This window comes from Sphingobium sp. KKT206 (genome assembly GCF_055640555.1).
On the sequence record NZ_CM145765.1, the window covers coordinates 929,292 to 950,669 of the forward strand.

At 62.8% G+C, this 21,378-nt stretch carries 15 protein-coding genes and 3 pseudogenes; 10 read left to right on the plus strand and 8 right to left on the minus strand.

Annotation, left to right across the window (positions count from 1 at the left end; genetic code table 11):
* Positions 1-5: 5 nt before the first annotated feature.
* From ACZ2HM_RS22330 to ACZ2HM_RS22345, 4 genes and pseudogenes are all read right to left on the minus strand, one after another.
* Complete coding sequence (locus ACZ2HM_RS22330; protein ID WP_470427337.1) at positions 6-2,279, minus strand: TonB-dependent receptor; 2,274 nt, start codon at positions 2,277-2,279, stop codon at positions 6-8.
* Positions 2,280-2,542: 263 nt separating this feature from the next.
* Positions 2,543-3,307, minus strand: coding sequence for an energy transducer TonB (locus tag ACZ2HM_RS22335; protein ID WP_470427076.1), 765 nt, complete (start codon positions 3,305-3,307; stop codon positions 2,543-2,545).
* A 4-nt stretch (positions 3,308-3,311) separates the two neighbouring features.
* A pseudogene (locus tag ACZ2HM_RS22340) lies at positions 3,312-4,619 on the minus strand (TonB-dependent receptor domain-containing protein).
* A gap of 180 nt (positions 4,620-4,799) precedes the next feature.
* Positions 4,800-5,414 carry a TonB-dependent receptor plug domain-containing protein gene (locus ACZ2HM_RS22345; RefSeq protein ID WP_470427077.1) on the minus strand — a complete coding sequence of 205 codons (615 nt, stop codon included), beginning with the start codon at positions 5,412-5,414 and terminating at the stop codon, positions 4,800-4,802.
* A gap of 122 nt (positions 5,415-5,536) precedes the next feature.
* On the opposite strand from ACZ2HM_RS22345, the gene ACZ2HM_RS22350 reads away from it, so the two are divergent.
* Positions 5,537-6,328, plus strand: a complete 792-nt coding sequence (locus ACZ2HM_RS22350; protein WP_037474733.1) for a DUF4198 domain-containing protein — start codon at positions 5,537-5,539, stop codon at positions 6,326-6,328.
* Positions 6,329-6,358: 30 nt separating this feature from the next.
* Positions 6,359-6,856 (plus strand): CREC-EF hand family protein, encoded by a 498-nt coding sequence (locus ACZ2HM_RS22355; protein WP_037474736.1) that lies wholly within the window; start codon positions 6,359-6,361, stop codon positions 6,854-6,856.
* 115 nt (positions 6,857-6,971) lie between these two features.
* On the opposite strand, the pseudogene ACZ2HM_RS22360 reads toward ACZ2HM_RS22355, so the two are convergent.
* Positions 6,972-7,863 (minus strand): annotated as a pseudogene (locus ACZ2HM_RS22360) (LysR family transcriptional regulator).
* 97 nt (positions 7,864-7,960) lie between these two features.
* Between ACZ2HM_RS22360 and bla the strand changes: the two are divergent.
* From bla to ACZ2HM_RS22375, 3 genes are all read left to right on the plus strand, one after another.
* Entirely contained in the window at positions 7,961-8,878 is a 918-nt protein-coding gene (gene bla / locus ACZ2HM_RS22365) for a subclass B3 metallo-beta-lactamase (protein ID WP_470427078.1), read from the plus strand.
* Between the two features lie 200 nt (positions 8,879-9,078).
* Positions 9,079-10,245, plus strand: a complete 1,167-nt coding sequence (locus tag ACZ2HM_RS22370; protein ID WP_470427079.1) for a PepSY-associated TM helix domain-containing protein — start codon at positions 9,079-9,081, stop codon at positions 10,243-10,245.
* Positions 10,246-10,477: 232 nt separating this feature from the next.
* A complete protein-coding gene (locus ACZ2HM_RS22375) occupies positions 10,478-12,652 on the plus strand; it encodes a TonB-dependent receptor (RefSeq protein WP_470427080.1) in 2,175 nt (724 codons plus the stop codon).
* Positions 12,653-12,671: 19 nt separating this feature from the next.
* Here the strand turns inward: ACZ2HM_RS22375 and ligD are convergent.
* A pseudogene (gene ligD, locus ACZ2HM_RS22380) lies at positions 12,672-13,292 on the minus strand (non-homologous end-joining DNA ligase LigD); the annotation flags it as partial.
* Positions 13,293-13,297: 5 nt separating this feature from the next.
* On the opposite strand from ligD, the gene ACZ2HM_RS22385 reads away from it, so the two are divergent.
* A complete protein-coding gene (locus ACZ2HM_RS22385; RefSeq protein WP_470427081.1) occupies positions 13,298-13,741 on the plus strand; it encodes a class I adenylate-forming enzyme family protein in 444 nt (147 codons plus the stop codon).
* Between the two features lie 7 nt (positions 13,742-13,748).
* Here the strand turns inward: ACZ2HM_RS22385 and ACZ2HM_RS22390 are convergent, their stop codons facing one another.
* Positions 13,749-14,396 (minus strand): response regulator, encoded by a 648-nt coding sequence (locus ACZ2HM_RS22390; protein ID WP_096062440.1) that lies wholly within the window; start codon positions 14,394-14,396, stop codon positions 13,749-13,751.
* A 16-nt stretch (positions 14,397-14,412) separates the two neighbouring features.
* Positions 14,413-17,361: a sensor histidine kinase gene (locus ACZ2HM_RS22395; RefSeq protein ID WP_470427082.1), complete on the minus strand. Its 2,949-nt coding sequence runs from the start codon at positions 17,359-17,361 to the stop codon at positions 14,413-14,415.
* Between the two features lie 252 nt (positions 17,362-17,613).
* Here ACZ2HM_RS22395 and ACZ2HM_RS22400 point away from each other — a divergent pair, with 252 nt between their 5' ends.
* The 4 genes from ACZ2HM_RS22400 (at position 17,614) to ACZ2HM_RS22415 (ending at position 21,378) form a co-directional block, all read left to right on the plus strand.
* Positions 17,614-18,270 carry a hydrolase gene (locus ACZ2HM_RS22400; RefSeq protein WP_069064380.1) on the plus strand — a complete coding sequence of 219 codons (657 nt, stop codon included), beginning with the start codon at positions 17,614-17,616 and terminating at the stop codon, positions 18,268-18,270.
* A 74-nt stretch (positions 18,271-18,344) separates the two neighbouring features.
* Entirely contained in the window at positions 18,345-19,184 is an 840-nt protein-coding gene (locus tag ACZ2HM_RS22405; RefSeq protein ID WP_470427083.1) for an alpha/beta fold hydrolase, read from the plus strand.
* Between the two features lie 23 nt (positions 19,185-19,207).
* Complete coding sequence (locus ACZ2HM_RS22410) at positions 19,208-19,456, plus strand: DUF1427 family protein (RefSeq protein ID WP_096062437.1); 249 nt, start codon at positions 19,208-19,210, stop codon at positions 19,454-19,456.
* A complete protein-coding gene (locus ACZ2HM_RS22415) occupies positions 19,453-21,378 on the plus strand; it encodes an amidohydrolase (RefSeq protein ID WP_470427084.1) in 1,926 nt (641 codons plus the stop codon). The genes ACZ2HM_RS22410 and ACZ2HM_RS22415 overlap by 4 nt, the downstream gene beginning before the upstream one ends.

Here is a 21,378-nt window from a genome sequence, read left to right on the forward strand (position 1 = left end):
GCCGTTCAGAAGCGGCCGGTGAGCTGCACGCCGTAGAAGCGCGGTTCTGCGGGGATGTAGGTCGGGATGCCGAAGCCGCCGCCGGTATTACCGGCATCGAGCAGATAGTCCTTGTTCGTGAGGTTGCGGATGAAACCTGAAATCTCGTAGCGATCATCCGCAAAGCCGATGCCTGCGCGTACGTTCGCCAGCATGACAGCCTTCTGGCTGATGGCTTCGGTGTTCGGCACTTCGAAATAGATTTTGCTGCGATAGGTGAGGCTGGGCGTTGCGAAGACGCGCATGCCATTGCCCAGCGGCGCGTCGATGGTGAAACCGGCTGCCGACTGGAATTTGGGCTGGAGACGGAACTGATCGCCCGCAAAGCGGCCATTGGCTTCCTTGTTGTCGATGCCGCCATCGATATAGCCGCCATTGGCGAAGATGTTGAGCCAGCTGGTGGGCTGGATCGCGACCTCTGCTTCAACGCCGAGATTGCTGGCCGTCCCGGCGCTGACTGTCCGATTGACGCCGTCGGTGCCGGTCACACTGACCTGGAAATTATCATATTTCTGATAATAGACACCCAGCGAACCGGAAATGATGCCACTATTGGCCTTCAGCCCGACTTCATAGTTCCATACATTTTCCCCCGCGATCCGATTGATGCGGGCAACGCCGCCAGCGGCCGCGTCCAGGCTGACGGTCGGTGACCGGCGGCCCTTCGACACAGTGGCAAAGCCGTTCAGATTGGGTGAGAAACGATAGAGGATATTGAAGCGCGGCAGGAAGGCGGCGAAACTGTCTTCGGCACGCAGGACGCGGCCATTGGTGTTGACCTGACTGGGAATGAGCGGCGCGCCGCTCAGCACGGAGTTGGGTACAGTCGTCACGAAGCCCGACCGGCGCTTTTCAATGAGCGCGCGGATGCCAGCCGTCAGTTCCAGCGATGGGCTGGCGAGCCAGGTGCCATCCGCGAACATCGAATAGCTGTCATTCTTGCCCTGATTTTCAAAGACCGAGTTGTAGGGAATGACGGTCGCCGCGCCTTGCGTGAGGATCGCCGTCGCCTGCGATGCCGTGACGGTGCCGTCGGCCGCTACACAGGCGAGGCCGGGGATCAGGCGTGTGGCGCACTGGATATAGGTGCCTTCTTCCGTCGAGAAAGGCACGCGCTGATTGCTTTTCTCCCGAAACATATTCCAGCCGAACGCGCCACGGAAATGGTCGCCAGCATAGGAGAAACGGGTTTCATGGCTTGCCTGCCAGCCCTTCGCCTCCTCGCCAAATTCCAGATACCAGGCGGCCGAACCGTCCGCATCGAAAATTTCATTGCTGTCGAAATCGCGATAGCCGTGGACCATCGTCAGCGTCCAGTCGTCGGCGATGTCCCAGCTGAAGGTCAGGTTCGCGTCATAAACGTCGCGGCGCAGTCCCAGCTTGTCGCCGCGCAGAGCGGAAGACGATAGCGGCGAACCGCTCAGATTGGCCGCGCCAAAGGGGTTGCCCGGCCCCTGCGAGGTTGGCAGTGCGCGCGAGATGAAGGGCGTACCGGAATTGCGCTGACGGTCATAGGTAAGGATAAGGTCGGCGGTGAAATTGTCGGTGGGCGTGAGGCGCAGCGAGCCGCGCACACCCAACTGGTCGCGGGCATAGAGATCGTCCTGCGTCGCGGACAGATTTTTCACATAGCCGTCGCGCTTCTTCCAGGCGAAGGCGATGCGGCCGGAGACCTTGTCCGACCCGCCATTGACGAAGCCGCTCAGCAATTTGGCATCATAATTACCGTATCCGGCGGTCAGTTCGGCGGCGAAACCGGGCTTGGGCCGGGCGGAGATCATGCTGATCGCGCCCACCGCCGACGCGGTTCCGAACAAGGTCGCCTGCGGTCCCTTGATGACCTCGATCCGCTCCATATCGTAGATGTCCTGATAGGAGCCACGCGAGCGGGAAATGTCGACGCCGTTATAATAAAGGGTGACGCGCGGCGCTTGCTGGGCCGATCCGCTGTCCGACGTGATGCCGCGAATGACGATGCCCGGATTGTTGGCGCTCTGTTCCTGGATGTTGAGGCCGGGGATATAGTTGGACAGTTCGTCCAGGTCGGAAACGCCGATTTCCGCCATCCGCTTGCCGCTGACGGCCGATATGGTGATGGGCACGTCCATCGCCCGCTGTTCGATCTTCTGCGCGGTGACGATGATCTGCTCGCGGCCTGCGGCCTCGACTTCGGGCGCCATGGTCTGGGCCGCAGCTGGGAAAGCGGTGCTGCTGGAAAGCAGGGCGACGAAAAACTGCATACGGCGTGTCATGTTGGCGAACCCCTTTTTGAATGAGGACGCCGATGCCCCAAGGATGTGACTTGCCAGAGGCTAGGAGATGACAATCAGATGAAGCTCGAACCGGATTGATGAAACGAAATCGTCACATTGAGCCGCGCCACGGCGAAGGCTCGCGGAGACAAGCGCCACCCCGGTCTTGTCATTGACCCATCACTACGCACCGAGCCGCCAGCACCGCCGAGCGCCCCGTCAGAACACGACCGCTGCCGGCCTTCCCCGGTTCAGACCGGCAGGACGAATTCGATCGGCGCGGTGAATTCGATCCGCTCGCCGCGCAAATCGTTGGGCGCGGGGGGGTAGGGGGATGCACGCCGCATCATCGCCTCAGCCTCTTCGTCCAGAACGGCGTTGCCCGATCCTCGAATGATCGCGCCTTCCACTAACATGCCGGTGCGATCGAGGATGAAACGAACCTGAACCAGCCCCTCCTGCCGCCGCATCCGCGCGCGGCGGGGGTAGATTTTATGGGCATAGAGCCAGGATCGTATCTTGGCGGCATAGGTCCGGCTGGTGCCGGGCGGTGCCTTGACGTCCAGGCCATCGGTGACGCCGCGACGGGCGGCCGATGTCGTTGGCGATGCCGAGCCCGAAACGGGCTGGGCCGGGGGCGACGGTGCTGTAGAGGGGGTGGCGACCAATACCGTGTGTTGGACCGATGGCGTAGGCGGCAGACTGGAAGCAATTGCGCTGATCGGCGGCGCGATCGATACGGGAATGACGGGCGCAAGCGCTGGCGACGAGGGCGCGACAGGCGGTGGGTCAGCCGCAGCGGGCGGGGTAGGGGGAGCCGATGCCTCCGCTTCGTCTTTCCCCTGCTCCGTCCCCTTCAACACCGCCAGCGACACGACCGTCAGCGCCGGTGAATCCCTGCGCCGCGCGACATGCTCCATGCCAAGGTTAAGCAAGGCCGCGATCAGCAGCCCGTTGACCAAAAGCGATGCCGCTGCTGGTCCGCCGATGCGAAAGGAAGGCGCTGCCCGTGCCATGGCGTTAGAACATATTAGCCACGGTGAACTTGAAGCTCTGCCCCTCTGCTGCAAGCGCGGAGAGATGGCGGCGATAGTTTTTGTCGAAGACATTATCCATCGCGATGCGGAACTCGAAACCTTTCGCCGCGCCGCTCTGCGGCCTGAACGCGAAGAAGAGATTATGGACGCTATAGCCCGGCGTCGGCAGGCCGGACCCGGCCGATGAGAAATTGCCCGTCGTCACCCTGTCCTGCCGTTCGGCAAATTCGCCGGACCAGCCGCCGGACAGGCCGGTGGCGGTATCGACATAGCCCAGCGTCAACCGATAGTCGTTGGCCGGAATCGTGTTGAGATAATTATCCGTTAGCCGGTCCTTGCCATCGACGAAGGACGCGTTGGCGCGGGCGAAGAAACCGCCGAGGCCATATTCCGCCTCCACCTCGATACCCTTGAAGCGTGACCGGCCGATATTCTGGAAATAGGGCGTTCCCGACGTGGCCGCCCCCTGGATGATCAGATCCTTGACGTCATTGCGAAACAGGGTCGTCTTGGCCCGAAACCGGTCATTCGAGCCTATCATGTCATCGAAGGACAGGGTGAAGCCCGCCTCGATATTATCCGATTTCTCCGGGCGAAGACCGGAATTGTTGGGACGCCCCAGGGGCGCGGGGATCGCAGCACGCGTAAACACTTCGTCGACATTGGGCATTCGCACGGTGCGCGCCACCTATCCGAACAGGCCGATCCAGGGGGTGATGTTATAGAGCGCCGCCAGCTTGGGCGAAATGCCGCTATCCTTGACCCGCTCGGTCAGTGTCGTGCCGCCAACCACCGTGTCACCGGGTTTCAAGTCGTTCCAATCGACCCGGACACCCGGCATGATGGTCAGCTTGTCGGACCAGATGATCTCCAACTGCCCGAACAGGCCATAGCGGTCCATACTGCCTTCGGGATGGGTGCCCGCGCCCGGCGTGACCGTGCCGTCGAACGCAACGCGCGGGTTGCGCCGTTCCTGGGTACTCCACTGACCGCCTAGAATCAGGAAGGTCGTCCAGTCGCCGCCCATGGCGAACTCGCTGCTGTTCTGGACCTTGGCCTGCCAGCTTTCATAGGAAAAATCGGAATAGGCGAGGGGGCCAAGGAAAGTGGTTTCGGTCTGATGCACCTTCGATAGGGAATGGGCGATCTGCGCTTCGATATTGAAAATCTTGCTGCCGTCGAAGTCGTTTACATAGCCGAGCACCGCCGTCTTGTCGTGAACGCGGCGGCGCATCAGCGCCGCGCCTGTCGCTGCGGATATCTGATCATAGACCTGCGGCGCATCGCTCACCCAGTCCTGGTAGCTGGCCCAGATCGCATGTTTCTTGTTGCCGCCGATTGCTACCCGGCCCTTGACCAGCCAACTATCCGACAAGGTGGCGGAAGCCGCTACCGTTTCACCATTGCCGCTCTTATAATCGTCGCTGCGCCGGTAATTATAGCTGCCCAGCAGTTCGACCCCCTCGACCGGCTACACCGCGACGATCCCCGACAGGGTATGCGCCTGCGCGTTGGTTTCGGTCGCAGCCTTCAGCCGCACCGCCAGCGGATCGCCATCGGCCAGAAAGTCGGACGCATCCTTGGTCGTGAAATTGATGACGCCCGCCAACGCGCCCGCGCCATAGAGGGTTGAAGAGGCTGGGCCGCGCAGCACTTCCACCCGCTTGTAGAGTTCCGGTTCGCTGAACAGCGCCCCCATGCGATATTGTTCGTAGAATTTGGTCACGCCATCGACGGTCAGCAGGATGCGATTGTCGCTGTCGCCGATCGCCGTGCCGAGGCCGCGAATGTTGAACCCCTGACCCAGCTGGCCGACGCCGCCCTGGACATTGACGCCCGGCATGGCCTCCAGCAAGTCACCAATCGTCGTTGCCTGGATCTGGTCGATATCGTCCTGATCGAGCGTGCTGACCGCCTGCGGCGTGTCGATCGCGACCTTTTCCGTGCCCGCGGATATCACCATCCGATCGAGCGTCATGCGCGTCGTTTGCGGCGCATCGGCGGCGGTGTCCTGCGCCCATGCCTGGATCGGCGTGACGATCAGCGCGGTCCCCAATGCCAGCTTCATTTTGGTCTTCAACATCATATGCGGCCCCCTTCGGCAGTAGGCGGGCGTTGACCCGCCCGGTCCAGCCAGCACCTAGCAGCAATGAATGAGATTGCAAGTGAGTCGCATTAGATATAGTGCTGAGGCTAGAAAGGGGATTTATGAAGATATCGCGATTCCATTCCGCTGCGCTGGGCCTGACATTGTTCTGCACCACCATGGCGCAGGCCCATATGCCCTATATGTTGCCGACCACATTCGACCTGGGGGCCAAGGGCGACCATGTCACTGTCCAGGCGGCCTTTGCCGAGGACGCCTTCCTGCCCGAAGTCGCCATGCGCGACGCACCCTTCCATCTGGTCGCGCCCGATGGCCGGGACGTACCGACCGGCCCCGTCACCCATTTGCGCGACCTGACTGTCTTTGAAGCGGCGATTCCCGCCGACGGCACCTATCGGGTGACCAGCGGCCAGCGTGCCGGGCGCAAGGGCAAGATGTTCCGGCAAGGCGACAAATGGGCGATGCGCGGTGAAGGCGGGACGCCGCCCGCTAATGTCGAGCAGGTCGATGTGCAGAGCATGACCCTCGCCGAAGCCTATGTGACGCGCGGCCAACCGACCGACACGACGCTCAAGCCATCGGGGCGGGCGCTGGAAATCCAGGCGATCACCCACCCCAACGCCATCGTTGCCGGATCCGGCGCCAGCTTTGCCTTGCTGTTCGAGGGGAAGCCGCTTCCTCAGGCCGACATCAGCCTGTTCCGCAGCGCTGGTCTTTATGACGGGCGCAAGGTCGTCGCGCAGATCAAAAGCGGAACCGATGGGCGCTTCGCCCTGACGCCGCCGGATGCGGGCACCTATCTCATCCTTGTACGCCATCGCGGCGCAGCCCCGGCAGGGTCCGAAACACCCTATCGCAGCTACACCTATACGCTGACCTTCGACGCGGCCTGATCGCCCCGTTCTTCCTTCATCGGAGATAGTATGAAAATCCAAATTTCTCTCGCTGCTGCCTTGCTCGCCATCGCCGGGAATGCCGCAGCCGCCCCACATGAAGGTTCCGCCTTCATCCGCGACTATGATGCCGAGAAGGACGGGCAGGTGACCCGCGCCGAATTCGACGCCGGGCGACTGGCCCGCTTCCAGGCGACCGACACCAACAGCGATGGCTGGGTGTCGGAGGCCGAATATGTCGCGGAATATCGTGCCCGGCTGGAACAGCAACTCGCCAGATCGGACCGCAGCGAGGAAAAAAAGACAGAGGAACGGCAACGTCAGATTCGCCAAACCTATGTCCGCTTCGCTGTACTGGACAAGGATAAGGACGCAAAGATGACCCAGGCCGAATATGACGCCTCCGGCACCCGTGCCTTCGCTGAGCAGGATAATGACAGGGACGACATAGTGACTGCCGCTGACGCGACGGCAACGGCTGCTCGCCAATTGGCGGCCCGTCAGGCTGCGGACAAAGCGGATCGTTGATGGCTGATGGGGGGGGCAGGTTGCGACCGCGAACCTGCCTCCAACGGCATAACCGAAAACGATCTTCCACTCCAACCGTGCCGCACTAAAACTAACTCGCCACTCCAGTAGTTTTTTATCGCTGATCCATGGGTGATGGCGCTGCTATCTCATCCATAAGCCAATGGCGAAAGCGGCGCATCGCATCACTTTCCGGGCGTGAGATCAGACGAGTGAGCCAGTAACGGCCGACGTCGACCGTGATTGCAAAAGGCTGCATCAGTTGTTCCGAGGCCAGTTCGCGGGTGAACATCGCGAGCGGCACCAGCGCGACACCATGTCCAGCGGCAGCGGCCGAGGCCATCAGCGCTGAACTATCGAAAACGGGACCGCGCAGCATCGGGACCAGGTACGGCTGCAGCCTCGAACCACAGCGCCCATTCATCGGGTCGGTACGACCGCAACATTTGTTCATGGAAAAGGTCGATGGGGGCCTTCAACCGCGCGGCAATGACCGGCGCACAGACGGGTGCCATGGGTGCAGCCAGCAATGGCTCGGCATGCGTACCATGCCACGCACCGTCGCCAAAGCGGATCGCGAAATCGAGCGCTTCGCCTGCCAGATCGACACGATTGTTGTTGGTCGAGATGCGCAGATCAATCGAAGGATGCAAACGGGCAAAGGCGTCCAGGCGCGCAATCAGCCAACCGGTGGCGAACGTGCCGACGACCCCGACCTTGAGCGCCTCTCGGAACCGGCCATCAGCATATTGGTCGAGCGTCGCGCCGACACGATCAAAGGCTTCGGCAAGTACGGGCACAAGCGCATGCCCCTCGTCGGTGAGCGCGAGGCCGCGCGGCAGCCTGAGGAAGAGGCGCGTGCCAAGGCGACGTTCGAGCTGCGCGACCTGATGGCTGACCGCGCCCTGACTGACGCACAATTCTATCGCTGCGCGGGTGAAATTGAGATGACGCGCTGCCGCCTCGAAAGCGCGCAGGGCGTTGAGCGGAAGTTGGGCGCGATCCATGGCCTTGCCATCGATTATTCTCATGGCTTTGTCGAGAAATCATGCTTTGTAACGTGCGACGTCGGCGGGCATCCCAGCGGTGAATGGGAGACAGGATATGATCGCAATACTGACAATCGCCGCCCTGGTTTCAGGTCCGCAACCAACCATCGGGCACGGGGCACCGTCTTTGGTCGCTGCCAAGGCCAGCGTCCCCGCACGAGGCCAGATCGATCCATTGACCCGCCCGATGGCTACAGAGCGGGCCAAGGAATGGCTTGCGCCAGTGCCGCCGGAAAAAATCTTCGGGAACACCTATCTCGTCGGCTTTGGGGGACTGAGTATCGCATTGATCGACACAGGTGCAGGGCTGATATTGATCGATGGCGCACTTCCGCAAACGGCACCGGCGATAATGAATAATGTCCGCGCGCTTGGCTTCGACCCTAAAGACATCAAATTTATTCTGAGTACGGAACCGCATTTTGATCATAGCGGCGGACTTGCCGCGCTCGCCCGCGACACCGGTGCAACCATCGTTGCAAGCGCGCGCGGGGCTGAAGGCTTGCGGTTAGGGGCGCATATGAAAGATGATCCACAACTGGGTTATGGCGGCCGCTGGCCGCGTGTGACGCGCCTGCGCGTCGTCAAGGACCGCGAAGTGCTGAGGCTTGGGCGCACGGCGGTCACCGCACACGCAACATCCGGTCATACGATGGGCAGCATGAGTTGGAACTGGAAAGCCTGTGAAGGCAAGGTCTGCAAGGCGATCGTCTTCGCCGCCAGCCTCAATCCGGTGTCAGCCGATGGCTATCGCTACATAGCGCCCTCAAGCGCTGCGATCATCAGGGGTTTTGCGGCGAGCTACGAGCGGATGGACAGATTGCCATGTGACATACTGATCTCCGCACATCCGGATAATGCAGGCCAAGGTCGATATAATGATACGCCTGGGGCCTGCCGCCGCTATGCTGCCCGATCGCGTGAATTGCTTGCGAAGCGCCTTACTCGCGAACGTGCTGGGATCGAGCCATGATGCGCGCTTCCTAAGCCAGGCTGGCTGGCAACGTCGCGCGTAAAGCGAGCGGCTTCGCCGTCTCTTCCCTAGGGCCGTTCACCGGTACGGGGATGACCCAAAGAGGGATATCGTCAGCAGTTTGGTCAAACCCCCTTGAATATTCGCACGCGCCGATTTATCGCGAATAATTCGCATTACTAAGCAAGGGGCGCTCTATAATGACCCGCGGCACAATCCGCGTGTGGTATCTCGTTCATAAATGGACCAGCCTCATTTGCACGCTGTTCCTGCTGATGCTGTGCGTCACCGGACTGCCGCTGATCTTTCACGATGAAATCGACGCTCTGTCAGGTGAACCCGACAGCATGGCGGTAGCGGGACCGCCTTCATCCAGCGATGCGCCCGGCCTGAAATCGCTTGATGCTTTGCTGGGCACGGTTTTGGCAAATGCACCGGGCCAAGTTCCGGTATTCATGGCGTTCGACAATGACACGCCGCTGATGACCATCACCACGGCCCCGCAACCCGACAGCAGTGGCGCGGACATGACCATTCACGTTCTTGATCGCGCGACCGGGGAAGTGACGGGTCGGGAGAGTGAGGAGGGCGTGATGCATTTTCTGCTCCAACTGCATACCGACATGTTTATGGGTCTGCCCGGCATGCTTTTCCTGGGTGCCATGGGCGTCCTGTTTTTCATCGCGCTGCTGTCAGGGACGGTTCTCTACGCGCCCTTCATGCGCAAGCTGGACTTCGGCACCCTGCGCGTGAGCCGTAGTCGGCGGCTGCGGCAGATCGACTATCATAATCTGTTGGGCATTGTTGCCCTGGCTTGGATGGGCGTCGTCGGGCTGACGGGCGTGATCAATGCCGCCGCGACGCCGCTGCGCCAGATGTGGCAGATGGGCGAACTTGCCGAAATGACTCTAGCCTATGCGGGCCAGCCGCCATTGCCACCGTCGCGATACGGGTCGATCGACAAAGCCATGGCGGCGGTACGGGCGGCGCGGCCGGGCAACAATCCGCAATTCATCGCCTTCCCTGGGGGTGGGTTCAGCAGCAAGCATCATTATGCCGTTTTCCTGCAGGGCACGACGAAGCTGACCGAACATGTGCTGACGCCAGCGCTGGTCGATGGCGAAAGCGGCGTGCTGACCGACATCCGCCAAATGCCCTGGTACATGGTTGCGCTATCCTATTCGCAACCCTTGCATTTTGGCGACTATGGTGCGCTGCCGCTCAAGATCCTCTGGGCGATCCTTGACCTTTTCACCCTCTATGTCCTGTGGACCGGCTTGCTGCTGTGGCTGGGCAAGCGGCGTGCGGGCGCTGACGCGCATGTCCGAGAGGTCGAGAGCGGTGGTCTCATGGCGGCGGCTGAATGACTGGCAAGTCCCGAAATCATGTCCGGTCGCTTCGCCATATTTTCGCGGCGCCGCTGATCATCGCGCTGCTGATTCTGGTCGGGCTGGTGTCTGCGCTGGCCGGTGACGGCGCGGCGGATCGGTTGTCTTGGGCGGCTCTCTTGGTCCCGCCTCTCGCGGTCGTCTGGGCGATGCGGAAACATAGACGCTGATTCAGCCCATCTTTCGATCTTTTATCCTGGGGGATACCATTGTGACGTCCAAATTTTCGCGCCTGATGATCGGCGCATCGCTCGCGACCTTCGCTGTGCCCGCCTTCGCGCAGGACAGTGCCATCATCGTTACCGCGCAGAAGCAGAACGAGACGGCTGTGTTGCGCGGAGGTAATGTCGGCATATTCGGCGACAAGGCTGCGCAAGACACGCCGTTCAGCATCAAGACCTATAATGAGGCGCTGATCCTCAACCAGCAGCCGCAGACACTCGGCCAGGTCTTGGAAAATGATCCCTCGATCCGCACGACGCTGGGCTTTGGGATTGCGGGCGAACTGTTCGTCATCCGCGGCTTTGCTCTGAGCGGAGACGATGTCGGGTTCGGTGGCCTTTATGGCATAGCGCCGCGCCAGTTGGTCGCGCCCGAACTCGCTCAGTCAGTGCAGGTGCTGAACGGCTCCAGCGCCTTCATCAACGGGGCCGCGCCGGGCGGCAGCGGCATCGGCGGAAGCGTCAACCTGATGCCCAAGCGTGCGGGCGCGCATGATCTCAATCGGCTGACCGTCAACTATACCGGGCCAGAGCATATTGGCGGCGCGTTCGACGTCAGCCGTCGCTATGGGGCGAACGACGAATGGGGCGCGCGGATCAACGGCACGGCGCGACGGGGCGATGTGGCAATCGACGATGAGTTTCGCAGCTCCTACCTGTTGGGCGGCGCCATCGACTATGACAATGGCCCGCTGCGGCTCGCGCTCGACATCGTCTACCAGCGTGTAAGGGTGGCGCACCAGCGGCCCAAGCTGGTGGTCGGCAATATCATTCCTGCCGTGCCGGGGTCATCGACCAATTATGGTCAGCCATGGCAGAATAGCACGCTGCGCGATATCTTCGGGCAATTCAGGGCCGAATATGACATTGCCGACAATGTGCTGCTCTATGCATCATTCGGCGCGCGCGACGGGTCGGAGCGCGGCTTCTACCAGACCATAAGACTGACCGACGCAGCAACTGGCGCGGCTACGGCACAGGGTTCCTATATCCCGCGCACGGATAACAACGAGGCGGCTACCGTAGGTCTGCGTGCCAAGCTGGCATCGCGCCTCTGGACGCATGAAGTCAATGTCGGCGGGTCGATCAACTGGCTGGTCAACCGCAATGCCTATTTATTCTATGCGGCCTCGCCGGTGGCGACCAATATCTATGATCCCGTCGCTGTCCCGCGTCCCGATGTGGTCACCTTCGCAGGCGGCGACATTGACGATCCGTTCCCGATCAACCGGCAGAAATTGAGCAGCCTGTTCGTGTCCGACACCATCGGTTTCTGGAACGACCGGCTGCAGATCACTGCCGGACTGCGGCTGCAGATGATCGGCAGCAAATCCTATGCCGCAAACGCCACGGGACCAATCGCTGCCGGCGGCCTGACCGGCCGCTATGATGAAGATGCCGTGACGCCGGTCCTTGGTCTCGTCTTCAAGCCCGTCAACGGCGTGTCATTCTACGCCAACCGGATAGAGGCATTGGTGCCCGGCGCCACTGCAGCCGTCAGCGCCAATACCGGCACCGGCGTCCTGCCCGTCAGCAATGGCGGTGAGACGCTTCCCCCCTTTCTATCCACGCAATATGAATTGGGTGGCAAGGTTGCGCTTGGCAAGCTGAACGCCAGCCTGGCCTTATTCCAGATCGATCGCGACATCGCTATCTATACGCTCGACGCGGCGCGGCCGGGCTTTCTTGTCTATGGCCCGTTCGGCACGCAGCGGCACCGCGGTATAGAATTAAGCATCGACGCGGAGCCGGTGAACGGCCTGCGCCTGATCGCTGGCGGATCGGTGATCGACGCCGAACTGCGCCAGACCCAAGGTGGGGTCAATGAAGGCAATAAACCGACCGGCGTTCCCGAATATATGCTCAATGCCAATGTCGAATGGGATCTGCCGTTCGTCCCGGCGTTCACCGTTACGGGCCGGGCGGTGCATACGGGAAAGCAGGCCGCCAACCTTGATAACACGCTGTTCCTGCCTAGCTGGACACGGTTTGACCTCGGCCTGCGCCATGTCTCGCTGCTGGGCGACAGCCCGCTGACGCTTCGTGCGGGCATCGATAATATTGCCAACCGGCGTTATTGGGCGTCCGCGTTCGACAGCTTCCGTCCCGACCTGTTGCAGGGCATGCCCCGCACCTTCAAAGCGTCGGCATCGATTGAATTTTGAACATTCTGCCCGACCCAATCTATAGGTCGGGCAGAATCTGATCAGCTCTGCCCCAATGGGCCAGATCCTTCGAAGCCGCGCGTTTCACCATCTCGCTTGCATCCCCGATATGCCAATGGTCTGGGCCATCGAGCGTGCGCAGTTCCTCCCAGCTGATCGGCACGGCGATCGGTGCGAACGGCCGCGAGCGCGCGCTATAGGGCATGACGGCCGTCGCGCCGCGCTGGTTGCGCAAATAGTCGATGAAGATCTTGCCCGTCCGCTTCGCCTTGGCGAGTGCGGCGGTGAACCGGTCGGGGTCAGCCTGCGACAAAGCGGTGGCAAACCGATGCGCGAAATCCTTGACCTGCGGCCATTCCGCGCTGGGGGTCAGCGGCGCGATCACATGCACCCCCTTGCCGCCCGTCACCATCGGAAAGGTCACGAGCCCCATCTGCGCCAGCATATCCTGCAGGTGGAAGGCGGCTGACACCACATCCTTGAATGCCAACCCCTCATCGGGATCAAGATCGAACACAAGCCGGTCGGGCTTCTCGACATCCTCGATCCTAGCGCCCCAGCCGTGAAATTCGCTCGTCCCCATCTGAACGCAAGTCAGCAGCCCCGCAGGCGCATCGACGAAGAGATAGGGTTCTTCATGGCAACATGCTCAAAGGCTATTACAACGCCCCTGAGAAGACGGCCGAGGTCATCCGCGATGGCTGGTTCCATACCGGCGATATCGGGTCGATGGATGCCGACGGGCAGGTGATGTTCCGCGGCCGGACCAAGGATATGCTGAAGGTCGGCGGCGAAAATGTCGCGGCGGCGGAAATCGAGGCGATGCTGCAAAGCCACCCGGCTGTGAAGCTGGCGCAGGTCGTGGGCATACCCGACGACCGCTATAGCGAAGTGCCCGCCGCCTTTGTCGAACTGGTCGATGGCAGCCAGACGACCACGCAGGAACTGATCGATCATTGCAAGGGCAAGGTGGCGAGTTTCAAAGTGCCGCGCCATGTCCGCATCATCGATCAATGGCCGATGTCGACGTCGAAGATTCAGAAATTCCGCCTGCAAAAGGCGCTTGTCGCGGAATTGGGTTTGGCGTGAATCCCGATCAGCTGAAATAGCCCCGGCGCACGGCGACCGTCACCGCATGGGTGCGGTCGTCCACGCCCAGCTTCTCGAATATCGATTTGAGGTGCGACTTGACCGTCTCGATCGAGACCGACAATTGCCAGGCGATCTGCTTGTTCGGCTGTCCTTCGGCAACCAGGCGCAGGACATCGACTTCGCGGTTGGTCAACCGATCCTGCGGGTCGTGCAGCGCCAATTGCTGTGCAACGGCGGGAGAAATGACGCGGCGGTGCGCATGCACGGCGCGCACGGTATCGACCAGTTCCTTGCGCAGGCAGGATTTGAGCAGATAGCCGGCAGCGCCCGCCTGCAGCGCGCGATGCGCCTGCACATCGCCCGGATAGGTGGTCAGGATGAGGACGGTGGCATCGGCTCGTGCGGCGCGGATCGCCTGCAACGCCTCAATGCCATCCATCTGGGGCATCTGAATGTCCATCAGCACGACATCGGGGCGAAGATCGCGAAACAGGGCCAATGCCTCGACCCCGTCTTCGGCCTCGCCGACGATGACCATGTCGTCTTGCCGCGCCAGCGTGGCGCAAATCCCCTCGCGCACCATCGGGTGATCATCGACGACCAGCAGACGGATCGGCCTGTCGCGCTCGGATGCGTCGTTCACACCGCTCATGCCTGCCCACCTGCCGCTATCGCTTTCTGCTGCTGCCATATACCATGGCGGCGGGCACTGTCACGGTCACTTCGGTTCCGCCCTCGCGCCGTCTTTCGATGCGAAAATGGCCGCCGATCCGGGCGGCCCGCTCGCGCATGCCCGCTATGCCGAAATGGCCCTGCCGTCCCTCCTTGGCCATATGTGGCGGGATGCCGATCCCATCGTCGGTGATGCGCAAGGTCAGGCCGGTGCTGCGATATTGGATTTCCGCGACCATGGCGGAGGCATGGGCATGGCGCGCCGCGTTGAACAGGACTTCCGCCGCGATGCTGGCGAGTTCGTCCCAGGCCACGGCATCGATCGGCCGGACCGCGCCGGAGGAGCGTATCGTGATTGCGATCGCCGTCCCCGCCAACTGATGCCCGGCAATCTCGCGCAGCGCCGCTTCGGGATCTTCCAGGCCCTCCGTCCGGCGCAGGTCGCTCAATCTGTCCCGCCCTTCGGCGATCACATTATCGGCCCGGTCCATCGCTTCCTCCAACTGCCCGCGCGCCGGATGCCCCGCAGGCAGGCCATCGGCCGCGAGTTGAAAGCGCAGCATCAGCGCCTGGATCGATTGCAGCAGCGTGTCGTGGATGTCGCGTGCGACCCGCTCCCGCTCGCGCAGCCGATCAAGCAGGCGGGAACGGATTTCGCGCGCCAGGAAGCGCAACCGGATGCGATAGGCTATCCACAGCAAAGCCAGGCCCAGCGCCATGCAAAGCAGCTTGAAAGTCCAGCTTTGCAGAAAGGTCGGCGGGATCTCGATCGCCAATGTCTGGCCCCGGCGGTTCCAGACGCCATCGGTACTGACCGCGATCACCTGGAACCGGTAACGGCCCGGCCCCAAATTGGTATAGGTCGCCTCGCGCCGACCGCCTGCCGCTGTCCACCCGCCACTCTGGCCTTCGAGGCGATAGAAGGCCCGGTTGCGGCTGGGCACGGCGAGGCTGTTGACCGCAAAGCCGATCCGAACCGTATGCGTGCCCGCTGGCAGCGTCAGGCTGGCGGGTGGATCGCGCCGCACCAGCGATCCGGCCGAAATACTGCGGATGCTGACCGGTGGCGACAGCGGACTGCGGACCGCATCGGCTGGATCGACCAGAAGCGGGCCAGCGCGAGTCGCGAAGATAAGGCGGCCATCGCCGGTCGCGGCAACCTGCGGCGTGCGAAAGCTGATCGCCTGACCGCGTGTCGCATAGCCGTCATGGCTGTCGAACAGGCGATGGGGCAGGGCGGTCGTGGGCGCCGCAAAGCCCCGTGCCAGATCGCGGACAGCGACCCGGACAATGCCTAGGCGTACCAGGAACCAGGCGGCACCGTCCTTGCCCAGCGCCATGCCGCGCACACCGACGAGCCAGGGATTGTTCGTCGCCTCGATCCGCTGCACCCGGCCACTGGAAATACGCGCTATGCCCTTTGCGCCACTGGCATAGATGCCATCCTCGCTTGTCCACAGCGCGGCGAGCGCGCCGATGGCGAGGGGCGGGCCAGGCACGCCGCGGCTGGTGACGGCATCGAGCTTCAGCAGGTCGGCATGGCCTGTGTTGACCAGCACCCCGCTGCCATCGGGATCGGCGACGATGTCCAGCGCGCCGCCACCTTGAAGGTCGGCGGGGGCCCGCTGCCAGCGCGCCTTTGCGCCGACCCAGAGCGCGCCCGCGCCATCGATCCACAACCGTCCGCCCCGGTCCTGCGCGCAACTGGTCGGGGCTACGGGGTCGGGTGGCAGGGCGAAGCTGGTCGTCAATGAGCCGGTGGCATCATATCGTGTCATCGACCCGCCATGGGCGATCCATATGCCGCCGTCGGAAGCCGGGCAGAGCGTTGCGACACGACCCAAGCCATCGGCGATGCGCCGCGCGGGGCCGCCGGGTGCGAGGGCATAAAGAGCCTGGCTTCCCGCGACGAAGACCGTGCCGTCGCTGGCGCGGGCCAGTTTCAGGCCATCCTGCACATCGGCCGGGATGGCCGACAGCCGGGCTATGGCGGCGGGTCGATAGCGATCGAGCCCGACGTCGGTCGCAACCCAGATGCTCCCTTCGCGATCGGTGAAGGCATCGATCGTGGCATCGGATGAGAGCATGCGGCCGACTTCCAGCCGCTCGATACCCGTGCCCCTCGCAGGATCGAGCCGGAACAGTCCCACGCCGCGCGTTGTGCCCCAGATGCCACCGCGCCGGTCGAAGGCCAGGGTAGGGACGGCGGCGCCCGCGACTGGCGGGAACAGGCGCGGGCGGACGGGCGCAGCGCCCTTCGCATCGCGGATCATGCGGGTGGCATTGCGATCCGAAATCCACAGCGCGCCGTCGGGCGCGCGGGCGAGCATGGTAAAACCTATGCGGTCGGCCTCTGTCCGGAAGCGGGCGGCACCGGGTGACAGCCGGGCGAGCGTGCCATCCGCGCGGCTGTTGCCCAGCGTCACCCAAAGGCTGCCATCCGCTGTCGAGGCTATCGCCGCAATCTCGCCCGGTGGCAGGTTCAAGCGCCGGTCCATGACCTGCCAATTATCACTACGATAACGAAATAACCTGTCCCCCTGGCCGCCCCAGGACGCCCACAGGGCACCGTCGGCGGTCTGGGCGAATTTCAGGATAGAGGGCGGAGGCGCCAGCATGGACAGGGCGTGCAAGCGACCGGCGCGATAGACGGCCGCGCCCGCATTTTGATTGAAGCCCACCCATAAGCGGCCATCCCGATCGGCAAAGACAGAGGTCGGGATGGCATGGGCGAAACGCGCCTCGCGCGGGGCCGGTATGGATTCGAAGCTCAACCCATCGAAGCGGAAGACGCCCTCGGCCGACGCGATCCACAGATAGCCGTCCGGCGTCTGGGCGATGCCGACGACATTGCTGGGCGCGCCTTGTTCGGGCGTCCAGCTGCTATGCTTGAATCCCTCTATGCCCGCGGCGGCGAGTGGCGTCGCCACCAGCGCTGCTGCCATCAGCAACCATGACCTGATATGGCGCAAAGATAGTCCCCCTGATGCGCGTTGCCGCAACCTATCGGATGGGGTCGGGCGTGACCATAGCGCGCGCTCCCCCAAATGGGGGAGCCGCCTATCCCCCTTGCCAGTGTGGGGCCAGCGGGCTTCGGGTGTAATCATTGCCCCTGCCGATCGTCACCGTGACGATCGCCTTGCAGGAAGCGCCTATTGCTGCCCCCCATTCCTGTCCTCGTCGAAAGGATATTGTCCATGCCTACCGCAACCGCCACACCGGCAACCGCCTTGCTGTCGCCATCCGATCATGCGCTCGTGCTGATCGATTTCCAGTCGCAAATGGCCTTCGCCACCAAGTCGATCGCGCCCGAACTGCTGCGCAACAATGCCGCGCTGGTTGCCAGTTCCGCAGCCGGGTTCAACGTCCCCACCATATTGACCACGGTTGCCGAAAAGAGCTTTTCCGGCCCGATGTTCACCGAGATCACCGATCCCTTTCCAGGCCAGGCAATGCTCGATCGGACATCGATGAACACATGGGAGGATGCCGCCGTGATCGAAGAGATCAACCGCATCGGGAAGGGCCGGATCGTCCTGGCGGGCCTGTGGACCAGCGTCTGCATCGTCGGCCCGGCCCTGTCCGCACTGGAACAGGGATTTGAAGTCTATGTCATCACCGACGCGTGCGGCGACATTTCCGAAGAAGCGCATGAGCGTGCCGTCGCGCGGATGATCCAGGCGGGCGCTCGCCCGATTACGGCGCTGCAATATCTGCTTGAACTCCAGCGCGACTGGGCACGGGGCGAAACCTATGACCTCACCACCGGCATCGCCCGCAAATGGGGCGGTGGCTATGGCATCGGCATCACCTATGCCAAGACCATGTTCGGCGCGTCCGAAGGCGGTCACTGATCCCGGCACCCTGACCGGATCACACTCGATCCGGTCAGGGCCTTAAACCCAATTTCTTCCACCGGAGATTTCCCATGAGCAGTTTCATCACCACCACGGACGGCGTCGATATCTTCTACAAGGACTGGGGCAGCAAGGATGCCCAGCCGATCATGTTCCACCATGGCTGGCCGCTCTCGTCGGACGACTGGGACGCGCAAATGCTATTCTTCCTGGCCAAGGGCTATCGCGTCGTCGCGCATGACCGTCGCGGCCATGGACGCTCCGCCCAGGTCGATTTCGGTCATGACATGGCGCATTATGCCGCCGACGCGGCGGCGGTCGCGGATCATCTCGACCTGCGCAACGCCGTCCATATCGGCCATTCGACCGGCGGCGGCGAAGTGGCGGCCTATGTCGCGCGCCACGGCCTGCCCAATGGGCGCGTTGCCAAGGCGGTGCTGGTGAGCGCCGTGCCACCGATCATGCTGGCGACCGATCGCTATCCCGGTGGCCTGCCGATCGCGACGTTCGACGGGTTCCGCGAAGCGCTCGCTGCCAACCGCGCGCAGTTTTTCCGCGATGTCGCGGCCGGGCCTTTCTACGGTTTCAATCGCGACGGGGCGACCATCCTGCCCGCCGTGATCGACAATTGGTGGCGGCAGGGAATGATGGGCAGCGCGCTGGCCCATTATGCAGGCATCAAGGCCTTTTCCGAGACCGACCAGACCGATGACCTCAAGGCGATTACCGTGCCGACCCTCGTCCTGCATGGCGATGATGACCAGATCGTGCCGTATGAAAATGCGGCGGTTCTGCAGGCGCAACTGCTGCCCGACGCGACGCTCAAACTCTACGAAGGCTATCCGCACGGGATGCTGACGGTGAATGCCGACGTGCTGAACGCCAACATGCTCGCCTTCATCCAGGCCTGACGCCAGAACGGGAGAACGACCCCATGAAAGCCTATTGTCTTGCGCTGGGTGCCGGGCTGCTGGTCGGTATCGTCTACAGCCTCTTGGGTGTCCGTTCTCCCGCCCCGCCGCTCATCGCGCTGGTCGGGCTGGCGGGGATATTGGTGGGGGAGCAATTGATCCCCATCGCCCAGCGCCTCGCCAGCCTGCCCGAACTGACCCGCTTCGTCGCCACCGACTGCGCCCACCATGTGCTGGGCAAATTGCCCGCCAATTCAGGGCGCGACGCATGATCACCCGTCGCCAGGCGCTGGCCAGTGCCGCCTCGACCGCCCTGATAACCGCCACGGAGAGTTTCGCCATGACCGCCAAAGACATGATCCTGATCAATGCCAAGGTGACGACGCTGGATCGCGAAAATCCGGTGGCGGAGGCGGTTGCCATCCGCGACGGCAAGTTCCTGGCGGTGGGCCGCGAACAGGAGGTGCGCGCCGCCGCCGGGCCGGACGCCACCGTCATCGATGCGAAGGGCCGCCGCCTGATCCCCGGCCTGATCGACAGCCATATTCACGTCATCCGGGGTGGCCTCAATTATAATATGGAATTGCGCTGGGAAGGCGTGCCGAGCCTGTCCGAAGCCATGGCCATGCTCAAACGGCAGGCCGAAAATACGCCGCCGCCGCAATGGGTCCGCGTGGTCGGCGGCTTTACCGAACATCAGTTCGTCGAAAAACGCCTGCCCACCATAGCCGAGATCAACGCGGCCGCGCCCGACACGCCCGTTTTCATCCTGCACCTCTATGACCGCGCCCTGCTAAACGCGGCCGCATTGCGGGCGGTGGGCTATACCAAGGATACGCCCAACCCGCCGGGTGGCGAGATCGTCCGCGATGCGCAAGGCAACCCGACCGGCCTGCTGCTGGCCCAACCCAATGCCACGATCCTCTATGCGACGCTGGCCAAGGGGCCGAAGCTGCCGCCCGACTATCAACGCAACAGCACGAAGCATTTCATGCGCGAGCTGAATTCGCTCGGCGTCACCAGTGTCATCGACGCGGGCGGGGGATCGCAAAATTACCCAGACGATTATGCGATCGTCGAGAAGCTGCATCAGGATGGCGAACTAACGCTGCGCATCGCCTATAATCTCTTCACCCAAAAACCCAAGGAAGAGCTGAAGGATTTCGCGAGCTGGTCGACCCAGATCAAACCGGGCGATGGCGACGACAGCTATCGCCACAATGGCGCGGGCGAGATGCTGGTCTATTCCGCCGCCGATTTCGAGGATTTCCGCGTCGCCCGTCCCGACATGGCGCCGGAGATGGAGGGCGACCTGGAGCCGGTCATCCGCCTGCTCGCCGAGCGCCGCTGGCCTTGGCGGTTGCATGCGACCTATGACCAGACGATCGGCCGCGCGCTCGATGTGTTCGAGAAGGTGAACAAGGATATTCCGCTCACCGGCCTCAACTGGTTTTTCGACCATGCCGAAACGATCAGCGACCGGAATATCGACCGGGTCGCGGCCTTGGGCGGCGGGATCGCGGTGCAGCATCGCATGGCCTTCCAGGGCGAATATTTCGTCGAACGCTATGGTGCCAAGGCGGCAGAAGCGACGCCGCCGATCGCCAAGATGATGGCGGCGGGCATTCCGGTCGGCGCCGGCACGGACGCGACCCGCGTCGCGAGCTACAACCCCTGGGTATCGCTTAGCTGGCTGGTGACGTCGAAGACGGTCGGGGGCTTGCGGCTCTATCCCGTCCGCAACCGGCTCGACCGCGAAACCGCGCTGCGGCTGTGGACGGAAAGGAACACATGGTTCTCGAACGAGGTCGGCAAGAAGGGGCAGATCAAAGCCGGGCAACTGGCCGATCTCGCCTTGCTGTCGGACGATTATTTCAGCGTGCCGGAAGATGACATCGCCCTGCTGCGATCCGTGCTGACGGTGCTGGGTGGTAGAATCGTCTATGGCGAAGGAGAGTTCGGCCCACTCGCGCCAACCGCACCCAAGGCTATGCCCGACTGGTCGCCGGTCGCGACCTTCGGCGGCCATTATCGCCGTGACGACATGGCGGCTAAGCTGGCCTCGGCCTGCGGCTGCGCATCTGGCTGCGCCGTCCATGGCCATGACCATGCCACTGCCCTTGGCGCGCAAGTGCCCGCCGCTGACGTCCAGAGCTTCTGGGGTGCGGTCGGCTGCGGCTGCTGGGCGGTTTAA